At 68.0% G+C, this 15,334-nt stretch carries 13 protein-coding genes; 10 read left to right on the forward strand and 3 right to left on the reverse strand.

Annotation, left to right across the window (positions count from 1 at the left end; genetic code table 11):
- Positions 1-144: 144 nt before the first annotated feature.
- From DID99_RS26895 to DID99_RS26910, 4 genes are read left to right on the forward strand one after another with little or no spacing between them, the layout of a single operon-like run.
- Positions 145-591, forward strand: a complete 447-nt coding sequence (locus DID99_RS26895; protein WP_124667837.1) for a DoxX family protein — start codon at positions 145-147, stop codon at positions 589-591.
- Between the two features lie 53 nt (positions 592-644).
- Positions 645-1,562 carry a glyoxalase gene (locus DID99_RS26900; RefSeq protein ID WP_124571883.1) on the forward strand — a complete coding sequence of 306 codons (918 nt, stop codon included), beginning with the start codon at positions 645-647 and terminating at the stop codon, positions 1,560-1,562.
- Positions 1,559-2,257 (forward strand): YoaK family protein, encoded by a 699-nt coding sequence (locus tag DID99_RS26905; RefSeq protein WP_044846118.1) that lies wholly within the window; start codon positions 1,559-1,561, stop codon positions 2,255-2,257. Before DID99_RS26900 ends, DID99_RS26905 begins: the two co-directional genes overlap by 4 nt.
- Complete coding sequence (locus DID99_RS26910) at positions 2,254-3,801, forward strand: alginate export family protein (protein WP_124571882.1); 1,548 nt, start codon at positions 2,254-2,256, stop codon at positions 3,799-3,801. The genes DID99_RS26905 and DID99_RS26910 overlap by 4 nt, the downstream gene beginning before the upstream one ends.
- A gap of 140 nt (positions 3,802-3,941) precedes the next feature.
- Here DID99_RS26910 and DID99_RS26915 read toward each other — a convergent pair whose 3' ends face one another.
- Positions 3,942-5,528, reverse strand: coding sequence for an acid phosphatase (locus tag DID99_RS26915; protein WP_185500317.1), 1,587 nt, complete (start codon positions 5,526-5,528; stop codon positions 3,942-3,944).
- A gap of 221 nt (positions 5,529-5,749) precedes the next feature.
- Between DID99_RS26915 and DID99_RS26920 the strand changes: the two genes are divergently transcribed.
- From DID99_RS26920 to DID99_RS26930, 3 genes are all read left to right on the forward strand, one after another.
- Positions 5,750-7,099, forward strand: a complete 1,350-nt coding sequence (locus DID99_RS26920; RefSeq protein WP_124667838.1) for a cytochrome-c peroxidase — start codon at positions 5,750-5,752, stop codon at positions 7,097-7,099.
- 127 nt (positions 7,100-7,226) lie between these two features.
- The gene (locus tag DID99_RS26925; protein ID WP_044846115.1) at positions 7,227-7,613 is read left to right on the forward strand and encodes a hypothetical protein; all 387 of its coding nucleotides are present in this window, start codon (positions 7,227-7,229) and stop codon (positions 7,611-7,613) included.
- An 11-nt stretch (positions 7,614-7,624) separates the two neighbouring features.
- Entirely contained in the window at positions 7,625-8,095 is a 471-nt protein-coding gene (locus DID99_RS26930) for an NUDIX hydrolase (RefSeq protein ID WP_124667839.1), read from the forward strand.
- A gap of 118 nt (positions 8,096-8,213) precedes the next feature.
- Here the strand turns inward: DID99_RS26930 and DID99_RS26935 are convergent, their stop codons facing one another.
- The gene (locus DID99_RS26935; RefSeq protein WP_044846114.1) at positions 8,214-9,923 is read right to left on the reverse strand and encodes a glutamine--tRNA ligase/YqeY domain fusion protein; all 1,710 of its coding nucleotides are present in this window, start codon (positions 9,921-9,923) and stop codon (positions 8,214-8,216) included.
- 252 nt (positions 9,924-10,175) lie between these two features.
- Here DID99_RS26935 and DID99_RS26940 point away from each other — a divergent pair, with 252 nt between their 5' ends.
- Positions 10,176-10,385: an ornithine acetyltransferase gene (locus DID99_RS26940; protein WP_006497729.1), complete on the forward strand. Its 210-nt coding sequence runs from the start codon at positions 10,176-10,178 to the stop codon at positions 10,383-10,385.
- Positions 10,386-10,548: 163 nt separating this feature from the next.
- Complete coding sequence (locus DID99_RS26945; protein WP_124667840.1) at positions 10,549-11,097, forward strand: alpha/beta hydrolase; 549 nt, start codon at positions 10,549-10,551, stop codon at positions 11,095-11,097.
- Between the two features lie 120 nt (positions 11,098-11,217).
- Here the strand turns inward: DID99_RS26945 and DID99_RS26950 are convergent, their stop codons facing one another.
- Complete coding sequence (locus DID99_RS26950) at positions 11,218-12,438, reverse strand: CaiB/BaiF CoA-transferase family protein (RefSeq protein WP_124667841.1); 1,221 nt, start codon at positions 12,436-12,438, stop codon at positions 11,218-11,220.
- A gap of 240 nt (positions 12,439-12,678) precedes the next feature.
- Here DID99_RS26950 and alaS point away from each other — a divergent pair, with 240 nt between their 5' ends.
- Positions 12,679-15,303 (forward strand): alanine--tRNA ligase, encoded by a 2,625-nt coding sequence (gene alaS, locus DID99_RS26955; protein WP_044846110.1) that lies wholly within the window; start codon positions 12,679-12,681, stop codon positions 15,301-15,303.
- Positions 15,304-15,334: the final 31 nt, after the last annotated feature.

Consider the following 15,334-nt stretch of genomic DNA (forward strand, 5'->3'; position numbering starts at 1 on the left):
CGGCGGCCGCCGCGATGTGTGGCTGCGCGAATGCATGCAACGTGCACCAGCATGCGCACGCGAGTGCGTGGGGCAGCGCATTGCCGACGTCGGACGCGAAGGGCTTCTGGGGCGCGTTCGGCTGTTCGTGCTGGGCGGTCTGACATGACGACGCGTACCATCTACGGCAGCCCCGCGTGGATCCGCGCGCTGCTGTCGCAGCCGTGGGTCCTGCCGCTCGCGCGTCTCGCGCTGGTGTCCGCCTATCTGCTCGGTGGCGTCGCGAAGGCGCTCGACTTCGACGGCGCGGTCGCGGAGCAGGCGCATTTCGGCCTGCATCCGGCCGCGTTGTGGGCGGCGCTGGCGATCGTGGTCGAGATCGCCGGCTCGCTGTGCGTGGTGTTTCGCCGCTTCACGTGGCTTGGCGCCGGGAGCCTCGGCATGCTGACGCTCGTCGCGATGGTCGTGGCGAACGATTTCTGGAACCGCTCGGGCGCCGAACATTTCATGGCGCTCAACAGCTTTTTCGAGCATCTTGGGCTGATCGCGGCACTTGTGCTCGCGACCGTGCTCGACGATGCGCGGCAACCGGCCGGCGACGGCCGCGCGTGACCGGGGTTTCCCGGGCCGTTGCACCATTTGATGAAACAACAAGGATATCCGTTATGAGAACCCTTCGTTCCGTGTTGCTGGCGCTTGCGCTTGCCACCGGCCTCGTCGCCGCGCCCGGTGGCGTGTTCGCGAAACCGCCGGTGCCGCCCGCAGTCGCGCCGACGGTGGCCGTCGGTCCGCAGTACGACACCACGCACGTGTGCGTCGCGCCGGAAGACTTCGACCGCTTCACCGACAGTTTCGTCGCGACGTTCGGCGGCAAGAAGTCGAAGCAGGGCGTGTTCCAGGTCACGCCGACGCCGAGCCAGACGATGTCGCAACTCGTGCTGACGCCGGTCGGCACGATCTCGGTGTTCGGCTTCAAGACGCCGGTCCCGTATCCGTTCTGCGCGGAGCGCACCGGCTATCTCGTCACCGACATGGACGTCGCGGTGAAGTCGGCGCGCGAGCACGGCGCCGACGTGATCGTCGACACGTTCCCCGATCCGATCGGCCGCGATGCGGTCATTACGTGGACGGGCGGCGTGAACATGCAGCTCTACTGGCACACCCAGGCGCCGAACTACGACGCGTTGCAGACCATCCCCGAGAACCGGGTCTACGTGTCGCCGCAAAGCGTACGCAAGTTCGTGCACGATTTCGTCAAGTTCTCGAAAGGCAAGGTGGTGTCCGATAACCTGAAGGCGCCGGGCATCGAGATCGGCCGGCCGAACGACACGTATCGCCGGATTCGCATCGAATCGGGCTTCGGCAAGATGACCGTGCTCGTGACGGACGGCCACCTGCCTTACCCGTACGGGCGCGAGATGACGGGCTACGACGTGTCGGACCTGGCCGCCACGCTGGAGAAGGCCAAGGCGGCGGGTGTGAGCGTGCTCGTGCCGCCGTACACCGCAGACGGCCGCGACGCGGCACTCGTGCAGTTCCCGGGCGGCTACGTCGCCGAAATCCACGCGAGCGCAGCGCGATGAAGCACGAAGACACGATCCTTGCCGCGGTGGCCGGCTTCGTCGACACGCTGAGCTTCGTCGCGCTGTTCGGGCTGTTCACCGCACACGTGACGGGCAACTTCGTGCTGATCGGCGCGGGCATCGCGGGCTTCGGCCAGGGTGTCGTGCTGAAGCTCAGCGTGTTTCCCGCGTTCGTGTGCGGCGTGATCGCGGCGAGCCTGATCGCGCGGTCGATGTCCGGGCGGCCCGCCTGGCAGGGCACGCGCGCGCTGCACGCGGTGCAGGCCGTGCTGCTGCTCGGCTTCTGCGCGGCCGGCGTGTGGGCGACGCCCGTCACGCAGCCCGACAGCTTGCCGGCGCTCGTTGCCGGCATCGTCGGCACGTTCGCGATGGGCGTGCAGAACGCGCATCCGCGCGTGATTTCGCGCGCGGGCGGCGTGCCGAACACGGTGATGACGGGCAACGTGACGCAGGCGATCCTCGACGTCGTCGACCTGCTGTCGGCCGGCACGGCCGACGCCGCGCGCGCGGCGGCGCGGGCGCGCTTCGGCAAGATGCTGCCGGCGATCGTCGCGTTCGCGCTCGGCGCGGCGTGCGGTGCGCTCGGGTTCCGCTACGTCGGATTCCTGGCGCTGCTCGCGCCGGTCGGCGCGCTCGCGACGCTTGCACTGTGTGCGGCGCAAGCGGCCGCGCCCGCCGCGCAGGAGCGCGCATGATCGCGCGGGGGCAGCGCAGACGCGACGCCCGCGGCTTCGAACGGGCCGCGCGCCTGTCGGTCGTCGCGGCGCTGCTGTGCGCGGGCGCCGACGCGGCGGTCGCGGAAACGGCGGCTGAAACGACTTCGACTTCGACACCGACGCAAGGACCGGCGCAGCCTTCGGCTGCGTCGTCGGTTTCGACCTCGACGCCGGCAGCGACCCAGACGGCCACCGCCGCATCGGCCTGCACGGCCAAGCGCCCGACGGTGCTGTTCAACCGCTGGCAGGAGGACTGGTCGGTGCTCGCGAATCCGTGCGTGCCGCGCGCGCCGCTCGACGGGCTGAAATACATTCCGCTCGGCAACGATCCGGCCTCCTATCTATCGCTCGGCGTGAACCTGCGCGAGCGGCTGGAGACCAACGACGCGCCGCTGTTCGGGATCGGCTCCGCGCAATCGGACACGTACCTGATCCAGCGCGTCGAAGTGCATGCCGATGCGCATCTCGGCCAGCACTGGCAGTTCTTCGCGCAGTTGCAGGATGCGCGCGCGTTCGGCAAGAACACGGTGTCGCCCGTCGACAAGAACCCGCTCGATCTCGAACAGGCGTTCGCGACCTACACGGGCGCGCTCGGCGGCGGCACGTTCAAGTTCCGCGTCGGCCGGCAGGAGATGGCGTTCGACCTGCAGCGCTTCATCGCCACGCGCGACGGCCCGAACGTGCGGCAGGCGTTCGATGCGGTCTGGGCCGATTACGAATACGGGAAATGGCGCTTCATCGGCTACGCGACGCAACCGGTGCAGAACCGCAACGCGTCCGATTTCGACGACGTGTCCAATCGCGGTCTCACGTTCAGCGGCGTGCGCTTCGAGCGGCAGTCGGTCGGGCCGGGCGACCTGTCCGGCTACTGGTCGCGCTACAACCGCCGCAACGCGCGTTTCCTCGATGCGAGCGGCGCCGAGCATCGCGATGTGTGGGACGTTCGCTACACGGGCACGCAGGGCCGCTTCGACTGGGATCTCGAGACGATGCTGCAGACCGGGACGGTCGGCAACGACACGATCGGTGCGTGGGCCGTCGGCTCGATCGCGGGCTACAAGCTCGATGCGCCGTGGTCGCCGCGCGTCGCGTTGCAGATCGATGCGGCCTCGGGCGACCGGCATCCGCACGACGGCCGCGTCGGCACCTTCAATCCGCTGTTTCCGAACGGCTATTACTTCACGCTGGCCGGCTACACGAGCTATGCGAACCTGATCCACGTGAAGCCGTCCGTGACGCTGAAGCCGTCGGCGAACCTGTCGCTGCTCGGCGCGCTGGGTTTCCAGTGGCGCGAGACGACCGGCGACGCCGTCTATCAGCAGCCGAACATTCCGGTGCCCGGCACGGCAGGCAAGGGCGGCCGCTGGACGGGGATGTACGTGCAGCTGCGTGCGGACTGGACGATCGCCGCGAACCTGATCGGCGCGGTCGAGGCCGTGCACTTCCAGGTCGGCGACGCGATCCGGCAGGCGGGCGGACACAACGCGGACTACGTCGGCGTCGAGCTGAAGTACGGCTGGTGACGCAGCCGCGCGGCAACGCGCGCGCATGAAAAACACCCCAAAGGCTGGATTCGCATCCGGTTTTTGGGGTGCAGGTCGCCGCGGGTTGCCCATCGTTCGTCCGGGCCGGCCGCGCGGCCGGCCCGTTCGCGGTGATGCCGTTACAGGTTCGGCGACAGCGTGAGCGCGTTCGTCAGGTCGCCCATCGGCTGCGCGCCGTTCGCCTTCAGCGCGTCGTCGCGCTGCTGCAGGCCCGGCAGGCGCGGCAGCGAGAAGCGGCGCGTGATGAGACGCAGGATCGAACCCGTGTCGTACTGCGTGTGGTCCACGAAACCCTTCTTCGCGTACGGCGACACGATCAGCGCCGGAATACGCGTGCCCGGACCCCAGCGATCGGCGGTCGGCGGCGCGGCATGATCCCAGAAGCCGCCGTTCTCGTCGTACGTGACGACGACGACCATGTTCTTCCACTGCGGGCTTGCCTGCAGGTGCGCGATCACGTCGGCGATGTGCTGGTCGCCGGAGGTGACGTCCGTGTAGCCAGGGTGCTCGTTCAGGTTGCCTTGCGGCTTGTAGAACGTGACCTGCGGCAGCGTGCCCGCGTCGATCGCCTTGATGAACTCGGCGCCGTTCGCGCCGCCGTCGAGCAGGTGCTGCGCGCGGTTCGCGGTGCCCGGTGCCTGGTTCGCGAAGTAGTTGAACGGCTGGTGGTGCGGCTGGAAGTTCGGCGTCGACAGGTCGGCGCCGTAGATCACGTTCGACGTGCCGTTCTGGCTTGCCTGCAGCGCCTGGCCCCACGCGCCGCCGTACCATGCCCACGACACGCCCGCGTTGGTCATCAGGTCGCCGATGTTGGTCGCCGTCTGCGGCGGCATCGTCGACGGATTGGCCGGATCGGCGAGCAGCGGATCGCCGCCCGTGGCTGCCTTGTTGCCGCTCGGCTGATACGGCGGCTGCATCGTGTTGACCGCGAAGAAGTCGGGCGTGATCGCGCCGTCGTTGACGAACTTCGGCGGGCCGCTGAGCGCGGACGCGGGCGAGTTCGTCGCAACCTTCAGCGACTTGCCGTCCGCGTTCAACACGGCGATCTTGCCGGCCGCGGGGCTCGTGTTCGCGTTCGCGTAGAACGGCGCGCACGCGCAGATCAGGTACTGGTGGTTCAGGAACGAGCCGCCGAACGCGCCCATGAAGAAGTTGTCGGCGAGCACGTACTGCTGCGCGATCTTCCACAGCGGCAGCTTCGACGGATCCGGCGTGTAGTGGCCCATCGTCAGGCCGCCCGCATCGGTCCATGCGGCGTACATGTCGTTCTTGCCGCCGTTGATCTGCATCTGGTCCTGGTAGAAGCGGTGCACGATGTCGCGCGTCGCGATGCTCATCGACTGGTTGAAGCCCTTCGGATCGTCGATCGCGAACGGCGCGTTCGGCAGGTTCGCCGTCATCGCCTCGGTGACCGCCGGCGTGATGCCGGTCGCGGTCAGGCCGCCCCAGATCTTCGGCAGCGTCGCCATCGTCGAGCCGTCGCGATCCTTCTGCACCGAGTTCGCCGCCGTCGCGTTCTGCAGGCCGTTCGCGCCCGGGAAGTTGCCGTACAGGTTGTCGAAGCTGCGGTTTTCCGCGTAGATCACGACGACGTTCTTGACGGCCGACAGGCCTTGCTGCGTGACATCGTCGCCGCCGCAGGCGGTCAGGCTGAGCGCGGCCGCGAGGGCGATCGGCGTGTAACGAATCCAGGCGTGCTTCTTCATGCGATGTTCTCTCTTTCGTCGTGTGTCGCGTGTGGGAATCGCGGTGGTGTCGGGCCGGCGCGGGAACCTTCGGACACCTGCCGGCTGCGCGCATTATCTGGAACCGATTTGACAGCCGGGTGTAGGGGCGCTTTCAAATGACTGTCGGTCGAACGTCATGCGGCGGTCACGGAACTGACATAAGCTCCGGCCGATTGCCCACCGCTACAAGAAGAACGACGATGCACAGCCTTCTGAAATCCTTCGCGTCCGCGCGATCGCTGATCCCTGCCGCGGCGGCGCTGGCGCTGGTCGGCGGGCTCGCGGCGCTCGCCGGTTGCGATGCGCGCCCCGGTGCCGATGCATCGGCCGCCGCCATCGTGCCGGCGGCACAGGCCGCACCGGCCGCTCCGGCGGTCGCGCCGGCCAGCCAGCCGCAGACGCGCGCACAGGTATTCGAGGGCGTGAAGCAGATGACGGCGCTCGGCAAGCAGTTGTTCTTCGATCCGTCGCTGTCGGGGTCCGGCAAGCTCGCGTGCGCGTCGTGCCATAGCGCCGAGCATGCGTTCGGGCCGCCGAACGCGCTGTCGGTGCAACTCGGCGGCGACGACATGCACAGCACGGGCTTTCGTGCGGTGCCGTCGCTGAAGTACCTGCGCGGCATTCCGCCGTTCAGCGAGCACTTCCACGATTCGCCGGACGAAGGCGACGAAAGCATCGATGCGGGCCCGACCGGCGGGCTGACCTGGGATGGCCGCGTCGATACGCGCGATGCGCAGGCGCGCATTCCGCTCACCTCGCCCTTCGAGATGAGCAGTTCGCCGGCGCGGGTTGCGAAGGCGGTTCGCGCCGCGCCGTATGCCGACGCGTTCCGCAAGGCGTTCGGCGATCAGGTTCTCGGCGACGACCAGGCGACGTTCGGTGCGGTGCTGCGCGCGCTCGACGCATTCCAGCAGCAGCCGGCGCTGTTCGATCCGTACACGAGCAAGTACGACGCCTATCTGGCCGGCCACGCGCAGCTGACGCCCGCGGAGCTGCGCGGGCTGCAGCTGTTCAACGACGAGAAGAAGGGCAACTGCGCGAGCTGCCACGTGAGCCAGCGCACGCTCGAAGGCGGCCCGCCGCAGTTCAGCGATTTCGGCCTGATCGCGATCGCGGTGCCGCGCAACCGCGCGCTGCCGGTCAATCGCGATCCGCGCTTTTACGACCTCGGCGCGTGCGGCCCCGAGCGCACCGACCTGAAGGGCCGCGACGAATTCTGCGGCTTGTTCCGCACGCCGTCGCTGCGCAACGTCGCGCTGCGCAAGACGTTCTTCCACAACGGCGTGTACCACTCGCTCGAGGACGTGATGCGCTTCTACGCCGAGCGTGACATCCATCCGGAGAAGTTCTATCCGGTCGTGCACGGCAAGGTGCAGGTCTACGACGACCTGCCGAAGCGCTACTGGCCGAACATCAACCGCGAGCCGCCGTTCGACCGCAAGCGCGGCGACGCGCCCGCGCTGAACGCGGCCGAGATCAAGGACGTGATCGCGTTCCTGAACACGCTGACCGACGGATATCAACGGGCAGCCGCGTCGGCGGCCCGCTAGACGACGTTCCTGGCGGCACGCATGCTATGCTCGCTGGCTGACGGGCGTGGCGCGTGCCGGTTCGCCGGCCGCCGGAGTGCCGGCCGCGCGCCATGCCGTTCGATCGAACATCCAAGGAGAACAACACATGTCGATGCGTGCATCCCTTTCCGTCGTCACGCGCGTGCTGGCCGGCGCCGCGTGCGCAGCCGCGATGCTGCCCGCCTACGCACAGAGCAACCTGGGCTTCCTGAACGACACGCCGCTCGCCTACTTCAGCAAGACTGACCGTGCGTCGCTGGCCAAGGCCGTGGCGCAGGTGCGCGACGAAGGCAAGGACGGCGAGACCACGACCTGGCAGAGCAGCGGCCGCGGCACGCAGATCGATGCGAAGCTCACGCCGTCGACGTCCGAGAACGACGGCAAGACCTGCCGCGAGATCGCCACCGACATTTCCGCGAAGGGCCAGACGCTGACGCTCAAGCCCGTCTATTGCAAGACCGCCACGGGCAAGTGGCAGCTGCAGAAGCGCTGAGCGCGCGTGCAATGAAGCGCAGCGGTGCGTCGCGCACGGTGTCGTGCGGCGTCGTGATTCTCGACGGGGCCGGCCGCGTATTCCTCGCGCACGCGACGGACACCACGCACTGGGACATCCCGAAGGGGCAGGGCGAGCCCGGCGAATCGCCGGTCGACGCGGCGCTGCGGGAGCTGCGCGAGGAAACCGGCATCGAGTTCGCGCCGGCGCGGCTGCTCGATCTCGGCCGCTTCGCCTACCGTCACGACAAGGACTTGCACCTGTTCGCGGTGCAGGTCGCGGACGACGAGATCGATCCCGCGCGCTGCACGTGCACGTCGCTGTTCCCGAGCCGTCGCGACGGCTCGCTGATTCCCGAGATGGACGCGTATCGCTGGACCGCGCCCGGCGACGTCGACGCGTATGCAAGCCGCAGCCTCGCGCGGCTGTTTCGCACGACGCTGTCGCTCGCGGATCTGCGCCGGCGGTTGGCGAGCGCGTAAGCGCGGCGGCCGGCGCAGCCGCGCTTGCGCGCACGCAATAAAAAACGGCCCGAAGGCCGTTTTTTTTCATCCTGCGGCGGGCGGTGCGAGGCCGCCGCGCCGCCCGCGGCGCAGGCCGTCAGGCCGGCTTGCCCCAGCTGTCGCGCAGCCCGACGATCCGGTTGAACACGGGCTTGCCTGGCTTCGAATCGACGCGGTCGGCGACGAAATAGCCGTGACGCTCGAACTGCAGGCGCGTTTCCGGCGCGACGTCGCCGGCGCCCGGCTCGACGTAGGCCTGCGTGACCTTCTTCGAGTCCGGGTTCAGCGCCTCGAGGAAGTTCGCGCCGCCCGCGTCCGGGTGCGGCGCCTTGAACAGCCGGTCGTAGATCCGCACTTCGGCCGCCTGCGCGTGCTTCGCGCTGACCCAGTGGATGTTGCCCTTGACCTTGTAGTTGTTCGCGCCTTCGGTGCCCGACTTGCTGTCCGGGAAGTAGTTGCAGTGCACGGCCGTCACGTTGCCGTCGGCGTCCTTGTCGAAGCCCGTGCATTCGATCACGTAGCCGTAGCGCAGGCGCACCTTGTTGCCCGGGAACAGGCGGAAATAGCCCTTCGGCGGGTTCTCGACGAAGTCCTCGCGCTCGATCCACAGCTCGCGCGAGATCGGGAAGGTGCGCACGCCGCGGTCGGGGTGGTGCGGGTGCACGGGCGCCGTGCACGCTTCTTCCTGGCCTTCCGGATAGTTGTCGATCACGAGCTTCAGCGGATCGAGCACGGCGACCGAGCGCGGCGCCTTGTCGTCGAGGTCGTCGCGCAGCGCGCCTTCGAACACGCTCATGTCGATCCACGAATCGACCTTCGTCACGCCGATCCGCTCGCAGAACAGGTGGATGCTCTCCGGCGTGAAGCCGCGGCGGCGGATGCCGACGATCGTCGGCATGCGCGGGTCGTCCCAGCCTTCGACGTGACCTTCGGTGACGAGCTGCAGCAGCTTGCGCTTGCTGGTGATCGCGTACGTGAGGTTCAGGCGCGAGAATTCGATCTGTTGCGGCAGCGGGCGCGTGAACACGCCGGCTTCCGCGAGTTCGTTCAGCACCCAGTCGTACAGCGGGCGGTGATCCTCGAATTCGAGCGTGCACAGCGAATGCGTGATGCCTTCGAGCGCATCCGAGATGCAGTGCGTGTAGTCGTACATCGGATACACGCACCATGCGTCGCCGGTACGGTAGTGATGCGCGTAGCGGATCCGGTAGATCACCGGGTCGCGCATGTTCATGTTCGGCGACGCCATGTCGATCTTCGCGCGCAGCACGTGCTCGCCTTCCTTGAACTCGCCGGCCTTCATCCGGCGGAACAGGTCGAGGTTTTCCTCGGGCGAGCGGTCGCGGAACGGCGACGGCTTGCCGCCTTCGGTCAGCGAGCCGCGGTTCGCGCGCATTTCCTCGGCGCTCTGGCTATCGACGTACGCCTTGCCGCGCTGGATCAGCAGCTCGGCGAATTCGTACAGCTTGTCGTAGTAGTCGCTCGCGAAATACTGGTGATCGACCGCGTCCTTGCGCCAGTCGAAGCCGAGCCAGCGCACGGCGTCGACGATCGAGTCGACGTATTCGACGCTTTCCTTTTCCGGGTTCGTGTCGTCGAAGCGCAGGTGGCACACGCCGCCGTAGTCGCGCGCGACGCTGAAGTTCAGGCAGATGCTCTTGGCATGGCCGATGTGCAGATAGCCGTTCGGCTCGGGCGGAAAGCGCGTCTCGACGCGGCCGCTCCATTTGCCGGTGCGGTTGTCGTCGTCGATGATGTTGCGGATGAAATTGGAAGCCGCGGGGGCGTCGTTGCGTTCGGTGCTCATGCGGTTGGCGTCAGGTTGTGTCGGCGCGTCGCGCCGGTTTAATCCCGTAATTCTACCTGACCGGGGTCCGTCCCGCGCGGGTTGCGGCGTCGACAGGGCGGTTCGCGCTGCCGATCGCAATATCTCGATAGTGTGTCGGCTGTAACACGACGTAAATCGGATTGCCCCCCGCATTCGGCTTTTCCTATGATGGCTTCACCGAATCAATGCCGCCATTCGCAGTTTTTGCGGGGCGGGAGGAAGCCAACAATCATGATGAAGAAGACCACTTTTCTCGTTCGTACCGCGGTAATCGTCGCGGCCCTGTCGCAGCTCGGCGCATGCGCGATGACGCACACGCAGCGTAACGCCGGGATCGGCGCGGCAGCGGGCGGCGCGCTCGGCTACCTGATCACGGGCGGCCCGGTCGGCACGGTCGCCGGCGCCGCGGCAGGCGGCCTCGTCGGCGCCGGCGTGCGCTGACCGAAGCCGGCGCGCGTGAGCGCCGGCCGGTCGCGTGCGCAGCGCGACCGATTCATACACCGCACATCCATTCCGCGATTCGACAGGCAGCATCAGGGAGGAGCGGGTGTGCGACACTTCGTCGACGTTACATAAAACGACTTCATGCGTCGACGAACCTTCCATGAGCGATTCTCTCGTTTTCGTGCTGCCGGGCTACGGCAACTCCGGCCCGTTCCACTGGCAAAGCCGCTGGGAGCGCGCCGACGCGCGTTTCGTTCGCATCGCGATGCCCGACTGGGACCGTGCGTTCCGCAACGGCTGGTGTCTCGCGCTCGATCGTGCGGTCGAAGCCGCGCCGGGCCCCGTGACGATCGCCGCGCACAGCCTCGGCACGCTGACCACCGCGTGGTGGGCGACCCGTTACGCGCGGCCGGCCGCGCTCGAGAAAGTGCGCGGCGCGCTGCTCGTCGCTTTGCCCGATCCGGCCGGGCCGGCGTTTCCGGCCGACGCGCACGGTTTCGGGCCGGTGCCGCACGAGCGGCTGCCGTTTCCGACCTGCGTGGTTGCGAGCAGCGACGATCCGTACGGCTCGCTCGCGTTCGCGCGCAACTGCGCGCACGCGTGGGGCAGCGCGTTTCATGACCTCGGCCCGCGCGGCCACATCAACGCGGACAGCGGGCTCGGCGACTGGCCGCAGGGGCGCGGCTGGCTCGATGCGCTGGCGCGCTAGCGTCGGGTCGATCGATTCGACGCCGGCCGTCCGGCTGGCGCCCGGGCCGCGCCTGCGGTCGCCCCGCGCTGGCAGCAGGTGCGCGAGCGCGCAACGGCACGCCTGCGCGCGCCCGCCCGCTCAAATCGCCTGCTTCGCCTTCAACGCGGCGATCCGCACATCGTCGTAGCCGAGCATGACGCGCAGCACGTCTTCCGTCTGCGCGCCCAGCAGCGGCGGGGCGGTGCGCGCATCGGGCGGCGTCGCGCTCATCCGGATCGGATTGCGCACGAGCTTCACGTCCGCGCCGCACGGGTGCGGCAGCGACACCTGCATTCCGCGCGCGACCACCTGTTCGTTGTCGAACACCTCGTCGAGTTCGTTGATCGGCCCGCACGGCACGCCGGCCGCTTCGAGCACGGCGATCCAGTCGGCCTTGCCGCGCGCCTTCACCATCTCCGCGAGGATCGGCACCAGCGTGTCGCGGTGGCGCACGCGTGACGGATTCGTCGCGAACCGTTCGTCGTCGGCCAGCTCGGGCCGCCCGCCGGCCTCGACGAACTTGCGGAACTGCCCGTCGTTGCCGACCGCGACGATGATCCAGCCGTCGCTCGTCTGGAACGTCTGGTAAGGCACGATGTTCGGGTGCGCGTTGCCCCAGCGCACCGGCGGCTTGCCGCTCGCGAGGAAGTTGGTGTTCATGTTCGCGAGCAGCGCGACCTGCACGTCGAGCAGCGCCATGTCGATGTACTGGCCTTCGCCCGTGCGATCGCGGTGCGCGAGCGCGGCGAGCACCGCGATCGTCGAATAGAGGCCCGTCGCGAGATCGGCGATCGCCACGCCGGCTTTTTGCGGCCCGCCGCCCGGCTCGCTGTCGCGCTCGCCGGTGATGCTCATGAAGCCGCCGATCCCCTGGACGATGAAGTCGTAGCCCGCGCGGTGCGCGTACGGGCCCGTCTGGCCGAACCCGGTGACCGAGCAGTAGACGAGATCGGGCTTCACCGCGCGCAGCGATTCGTAATCGAGCCCGTATTTCTTCAGCTGGCCGACCTTGTAGTTCTCGAGCACGACGTCGCTCTGCGCGGCGAGCTCGCGCACGATCTGCTGGCCTTCCGGCGTCGCGATGTCGACCGTCACCGAGCGCTTGTTGCGGTTCGCCGCGAGGTAGTACGCGGCCTCGGCCGTATCGGCGCCGGTCGCGTCCTTCAGGTACGGCGGCCCCCAGTGGCGCGTGTCGTCGCCGGCGCCGGGGCGCTCGACCTTGATCACGTCCGCGCCGAAATCGGCAAGCGTCTGCGCGCACCACGGGCCCGCGAGCACGCGGGTGAGGTCCAGCACGCGGATATGGCTCAGGGCACCCATCGTCGAATCGTCTCCTTTCATGGCTCGCCCGGCCCGAGGCAAGGCGGATTGGCATGCCGAGCATCTTAAGGCGAATCGGCCGCGCCGGTGGCCCAGGCCGCTCGTCCGGCGCGGCGGGCCGCTGGCGTGGGAGCCGCCGATCTGTATCGTATAATCGCTCGTTTACGATATCTGCCCGCCGTGCGTCCGCGAGGACGGCCGGCGTTTGAAGCCGTCTCAGCCAGACATTCCCCGCACGCCATGAAAGCTGCCGAAATCCGCGAGAAATTCCTCAAATTCTTCGAATCGAAGGGCCACACGATCGTCCGCTCGTCGAGCCTCGTGCCCGGTAACGACCCCACGCTGATGTTCACGAACTCGGGCATGGTCCAGTTCAAGGACGTGTTCCTCGGCACGGATCCGCGTCCGTACACGCGCGCCACGACCGCGCAGCGCAGCGTGCGCGCGGGCGGCAAGCACAACGACCTCGAGAACGTCGGCTACACGGCGCGCCACCACACGTTCTTCGAGATGCTCGGCAACTTCTCGTTCGGCGACTACTTCAAGCACGACGCGATCCGCTTCGCGTGGGAACTGCTGACCACGGTCTACCAGTTGCCGAAGGAAAAGCTGTGGGTCACCGTCTACCAGGAAGACGACGAAGCGTACGACATCTGGGCGAAGGAAGTCGGCGTGCCGACCGAGCGGATCATCCGCATCGGCGACAACAAGGGCGCGCGCTACGCGTCGGACAACTTCTGGACGATGGGCGACACCGGCCCGTGCGGCCCGTGTACCGAAATCTTCTACGACCACGGCCCGGACGTGTGGGGCGGCCCGCCGGGATCGCCTGAAGAAGACGGCGACCGCTACATCGAGATCTGGAACCTCGTGTTCATGCAGTTCAACCGCGACGCGCAGGGCAACATGACGCGCCTGCCGAAGCAGTCGGTCGACACCGGCATGGGCCTCGAGCGCCTCGCCGCGGTGCTGCAGCACGTGCACAGCAACTACGAGATCGACCTGTTCCAGAACCTGATCAAGGCCGCCGCGCGCGTGACCGAGATCAGCGACCTCACGAACAACTCGCTGAAGGTGATCGCCGATCACATCCGCGCGTGCTCGTTCCTGATCGTCGACGGCGTGATCCCCGGCAACGAAGGCCGCGGCTACGTGCTGCGCCGCATCGTGCGCCGCGCGATCCGCCACGGCTACAAACTCGGCCGCAAGGGCTCGTTCTTCCACAAGCTGGTGGCCGACCTCGTCGCCGAGATGGGCGCAGCCTATCCGGAACTGAAGGAAGCCGAGCAGCGCGTGACCGACGTGCTGCGCCAGGAAGAAGAGCGTTTCTTCGAGACGATCGAGCACGGGATGTCGATCCTCGAAGCGGCGCTGGCGGATGTCGACGCGAAGGGCGGCAAGGTGCTCGACGGCGAACTTGCGTTCAAGCTGCACGACACGTACGGCTTCCCGCTCGACCTCACGGCCGACGTGTGCCGCGAGCGCGGGATGACGGTCGACGAGCCGGCGTTCGACGACGCGATGGCGCGTCAGCGCGAGCAGGCGCGCGCGGCCGGCAAGTTCAAGGCCACGCAGGGCCTCGAATACTCGGGCGCGAAGACCACGTTCCACGGTTATGAAGAGATCGCGTTCGACGACGCGAAGGTCGTCGCGCTGTACGTCGACGGTTCGGCCGTCAACGAAGTGAAGCACGGCCAGGATGCGGTCGTCGTGCTCGACCACACGCCGTTCTACGCGGAGTCGGGCGGCCAGGTTGGCGACCAGGGCGTGCTCGCGAATGCAGCGACGCGCTTCGCCGTGGCCGACACGCTGAAGGTGCAGGCCGACGTGATCGGCCACCACGGCACGCTCGAACAGGGCACGCTGAAGGTCGGCGACGTGCTGCGCGCGGAAATCGACGCGCATCGTCGCGCACGCACGCAGCGCAACCACTCGGCGACCCACCTGATGCACAAGGCGCTGCGTGAAGTGCTCGGCGCACACGTGCAGCAGAAGGGCTCGCTCGTCGACGCGGAGAAAACCCGCTTCGACTTCGCGCACAACGCGCCGCTGACCGACGACGAAATCCGTCGCGTCGAGCAGATCGTCAACAACGAAATCCTCGCGAACGCGCCGGGCATCGTGCGCGTGATGCCGTACGACGAAGCGGTGAAGGGCGGCGCGATGGCGCTGTTCGGCGAGAAGTACGGCGACGAAGTGCGCGTGCTCGATCTCGGCTTCTCGCGCGAACTGTGCGGCGGCACGCACGTGCACCGCACCGGCGACATCGGCTTCTTCAAGATCGTCGTCGAAGGCGGCGTCGCGGCCGGCATCCGCCGGGTCGAGGCGATCACCGGCGACAACGCGGTGCGCTACGTGCAGGAGCTCGATGCGCGCGTGAACGAAGCGGCCGCCGCGCTGAAGGCGCAGCCGTCGGAACTCACGCAACGCATCGCGCAGGTGCAGGACCAGGTGAAGTCGCTCGAGAAGGAACTGGGCGCGCTGAAGTCGAAGCTCGCGTCGAGCCAGGGCGACGAGCTCGCGCAGCAGGCGATCGAAGTCGGCGGCGTGTTCGTGCTGGCCGCGACGCTCGACGGCGCGGACGCGAAGACGCTGCGCGAGACGGTCGACAAGCTGAAGGACAAGCTGAAGAGCGCGGCGATCGTGCTGGCGGCCGTCGAAGGCGGCAAGGTCAGCCTGATCGCGGGCGTCACGCCGGACGCGAGCAAGAAGGTCAAGGCTGGCGAGCTCGTGAACTTCGTCGCGCAGCAGGTCGGCGGCAAGGGCGGCGGCCGTCCGGACATGGCGCAGGCAGGCGGCACGGAACCGGCGAACCTGCCCGGCGCGCTGGCAGGCGTCAAGGGCTGGGTCGAAGAGCGTCTTTGATCGGCATGGCTGGTGATGCGGTGTGGTCGGG

The sequence above is a fragment of the Burkholderia sp. Bp8986 genome (genome assembly GCF_003854225.1).
Lineage (GTDB): Bacteria > Pseudomonadota > Gammaproteobacteria > Burkholderiales > Burkholderiaceae > Burkholderia.

Excerpts from the sequence above, each read along its gene's own strand:
- DID99_RS26895 (WP_124667837.1), top strand. The coding sequence starts at position 145 with ATGACGACGCGTACCATCTACGGCAGCCCCGCGTGGATCCGCGCGCTG.
- DID99_RS26900 (WP_124571883.1), top strand. The coding sequence starts at position 645 with ATGAGAACCCTTCGTTCCGTGTTGCTGGCGCTTGCGCTTGCCACCGGC.
- DID99_RS26905 (WP_044846118.1), top strand. The coding sequence starts at position 1,559 with ATGAAGCACGAAGACACGATCCTTGCCGCGGTGGCCGGCTTCGTCGAC.
- DID99_RS26910 (WP_124571882.1), top strand. The coding sequence starts at position 2,254 with ATGATCGCGCGGGGGCAGCGCAGACGCGACGCCCGCGGCTTCGAACGG.
- DID99_RS26915 (WP_185500317.1), bottom strand. The coding sequence starts at position 5,528 with ATGAAGAAGCACGCCTGGATTCGTTACACGCCGATCGCCCTCGCGGCC.
- DID99_RS26920 (WP_124667838.1), top strand. The coding sequence starts at position 5,750 with ATGCACAGCCTTCTGAAATCCTTCGCGTCCGCGCGATCGCTGATCCCT.
- DID99_RS26925 (WP_044846115.1), top strand. The coding sequence starts at position 7,227 with ATGTCGATGCGTGCATCCCTTTCCGTCGTCACGCGCGTGCTGGCCGGC.
- DID99_RS26930 (WP_124667839.1), top strand. The coding sequence starts at position 7,625 with ATGAAGCGCAGCGGTGCGTCGCGCACGGTGTCGTGCGGCGTCGTGATT.
- DID99_RS26935 (WP_044846114.1), bottom strand. The coding sequence starts at position 9,923 with ATGAGCACCGAACGCAACGACGCCCCCGCGGCTTCCAATTTCATCCGC.
- DID99_RS26940 (WP_006497729.1), top strand. The coding sequence starts at position 10,176 with ATGATGAAGAAGACCACTTTTCTCGTTCGTACCGCGGTAATCGTCGCG.
- DID99_RS26945 (WP_124667840.1), top strand. The coding sequence starts at position 10,549 with ATGAGCGATTCTCTCGTTTTCGTGCTGCCGGGCTACGGCAACTCCGGC.
- DID99_RS26950 (WP_124667841.1), bottom strand. The coding sequence starts at position 12,438 with ATGGGTGCCCTGAGCCATATCCGCGTGCTGGACCTCACCCGCGTGCTC.
- alaS (WP_044846110.1), top strand. The coding sequence starts at position 12,679 with ATGAAAGCTGCCGAAATCCGCGAGAAATTCCTCAAATTCTTCGAATCG.